We start from the raw sequence: 3120 nt of genomic DNA, 5'->3' as shown, positions 1-3120 counted from the left end.
ATAGATTGGTATATGAATACATCCCTATAGCGAAAAACTCAGACCAAATGCTTTATTTTCTCCTGATTATTAGTAAGCCGTTAGCCGTGGTGGCATAAATAACACCTTTTGAATCCTGAACCAATTGATAAATTGTATGACCGGGAGCAGGGGAGTTGTTGTTGTGATAGTTTTCCCAACCACCGTTCAAATTAAACCTTACCAGGCCCGACTGATCTGTACCGATCCACAAAACGCGTTCAAACTTGTCATACAATATAGTATTGACATGGTTGGAGGGAATTCCGGAATTTTTATCGTTTAAATGAAGCCAGGTGCCGTCAGCTTTCAGCACCGCTATTCCCTCTTTGTCATCATCGCCAGCAGCTTTATTGTAGCTGATCAGCGAAAAGTAAAGATTGCCGTTTTCATCTTCGGCCGCGCCAGAAATGCAGGCGTTTTTTAAAGGTGTATCTGATGTATTAAATGTGGTTGGCAGCAGATTCCTGTCAATCATTATGTTGCCTTTTGATGTACCTATCCACAACCGTTTCTGGTTATCAACATAAGCGTAGTATACATTGCTTGAGGGGAGCAAGGGTATCGTTTTTTTATTTAATACCACCACCTTATCCTTTCTTACCACTACCATGCCATCTTTAGTGGTAAAAAGAAGCTCACCGTTACGACTGTTTAGAATATGAGTAACCCCCGATTTTATAAACTTTTTAAAATCATATACCTGCCAGCCCGCATCGGTACATTTATATATCCCATTGTTAATATAAACCCACTTGTTATTGTCTTTGTCAATAGTCATATCCTGCACGGCTGTTTCGGAGGTAAATGGCGAGTTATATTCATTAACCGGATTAAAGTTTGTACCATCAAACCGGGTAAATCCCCTGGCAGTGGCATACCATAAAACATCGGCTTTGTCTATGGCAGCAGCCTGGCTGACATTATCCGGTAGCGGTGAATTATACTTGGTCCACACAGTGAATTCATAATTTTTTAATGATGGATTAGTATAAACAACGTTTTTGTTATAAATAACAGGATTGCCGGGCGGCGCTAATTGAGCCAGGTCCATTCTTTGCATCTGGCTTGATATTCTGCCATTCGCGATATGGAAAATTACATTCACAGATGCAGATACGGGTTTGCCGTTTTCAATAGCTGGTTTCCAGATACTGCCGTTCAGGAGCCGGATCAAATCGGCTGTTAGTGGACTATTAGTAATATCGGTGTGGCTAAGTACACAGCTAAACCCCGAGGGTTCAACTAAAACCTGGAACGTTACCGACCCATTTGCATCTTTAAATACGTATTTACGATTTATTTTGTCGGAAATCTGATCAAGCGTAAATTGAGAACAGGTGGCTTTCGGACTGCCGCAATCCATGCAATAATTTTCACTACTACATAAATCTACCTTTTCCAGGAAAAGATTTTGCGCGGAGACCACTGCCGGTAAAAAGAAAATAGACAAGCTTATAAGCGATAGCTTACAAATTTTTGTTGGGGATAACAATATTAACATTACGTTTATAAATTAACGAAAGCTAATTCAAAACACCAAATGAATGATATGTTAAATAATGTTAAGTAAAATGACTGATTGTTAAAGCACTCGACTGTGTGCGCTCTTTTAAAATCGCGTTTCATTTTAATTTGTTCAATTGTGCAATTTTTAATTGAACGAATTGAGGCATTTCATGGAACGATGGTAAAAGATTGCAGAATGTTCAATTAGGTCGGCTATCACTTTAAAACCTGCATGAGTATTTTTTCAATTTCAAAAGTGCTATCACTTTTTTACATAATTGTCTAAACAACAATTATATAAATTTCTTAGTATTGTACCTGTCTTTTTTAACCTGAATAAAAGCGCTATCGTTTATTTAATAATGCAGATCCTATGATCCAAAACATGGCGCAGTTGGTTTTTTTTTCAATGCTGTTATAAATCCTTGTTAAAATGAATAATCTTATCATAATGAAGCAAATCCCCGTTAAATTAATCACTATATTATTTCCGGTACTTTTTACGCTGGTATCAGTAAGCTACGCGCAGAAAAAAATATCTGGTAAGGCTGATCCTTTAAAGGCTCCAACCTGGGTGTCGGATAACGGAAATGGTACTTACACCAACCCGCTTTTTTATGATGAGTTTTCTGACCCGGACATGATCAGGGTAGGCAACGACTATTACCTTACCGGCACCACGATGCATGCTATGCCCGGTTTGCCCATATTACATTCTAAAGATCTGGTGAACTGGGATTTTGTGAGCTATGCTGTTAACCGGCTCGACCTGGGGCCCCCATTTCGCCTGGAAGATGGTAAAAATGTTTATGGGCAAGGAATTTGGGCACCATGTTTCCGTTACCATAACGGGAAATACTATATTTTTAGTAATGTGAATCATTTTAGCACACAATTGTTTACGGCTACAGATCCGAAAGGCCCCTGGACGCAAACCGCTATGAATAAAAGCTTTCATGATCTCTCTGTTCTTTTTGATGACGACGGTAAAGTATATGTGGTATGGGGATATGATGAAGTTCACATAGGAGAACTGAATGATGAACTTAACGATATTAAAGCCGGAACTGAGCAGGTTATTGTACCGAAAGGAAGCGGGGCAGGGGAAGGTTCACACTTTTATAAGATTAACGGGAAATATTATATCACCAGTACAAACTACGATCCTGTTTGTTATCAGGTATGCCTGCGTGCTGATCATCYACGCGGACCGTATGAGGTCAATGTTATGAGTTCGAAGGAAAATTTGGGAACAGGAACCGGCTACAGACTGACCAACGAAAGGCCAAACCCTCCGTTTAAGGTAAATGCCCCGGTTGAAAATTTTGTAGGGGCAATTCCGATGCACCAGGGCGGAATCATTCAAATTCAATCAGGAGAGTGGTGGGGATGGTCAATGATGGATCACAATTCAATCGGAAGATTACTTTGTATTTCGCCCGTTACCTGGCAAAATGAATGGCCGTATTTTGGATTGCCGGGGAATCTTACACGTAGTCCTCAAACCTGGGTGAAACCTAACACAGGATTTAGTTCCCTGCCGCATGCTACTTTTAGAAGAAGCGATGACTTTTCTGATGCCACGCTTCAACC

The 3120-nt window shown here is 40.1% G+C and carries 2 protein-coding genes; one reads left to right on the top strand and one right to left on the bottom strand.

The genetic code is table 11. The features are described 5' to 3' along the window. Window positions 1-52 precede the first annotated feature (52 nt). Window positions 53-1471, bottom strand: a complete 1419-nt coding sequence (locus AC1DPZ_RS24570; RefSeq protein ID WP_477408423.1) for a ligand-binding sensor domain-containing protein — start codon at window positions 1469-1471, stop codon at window positions 53-55. Window positions 1472-1978: 507 nt separating this feature from the next. Here AC1DPZ_RS24570 and AC1DPZ_RS24565 point away from each other — a divergent pair. Beyond that, a partial coding sequence (locus AC1DPZ_RS24565) for a glycoside hydrolase 43 family protein (protein WP_477408421.1) occupies window positions 1979-3120 on the top strand: 1142 nt, incomplete at its 3' end.

Source organism: Mucilaginibacter sp. P4_G9, from assembly GCF_056400985.1.
This window is presented reverse-complemented; position numbering and strand designations above follow the sequence as displayed.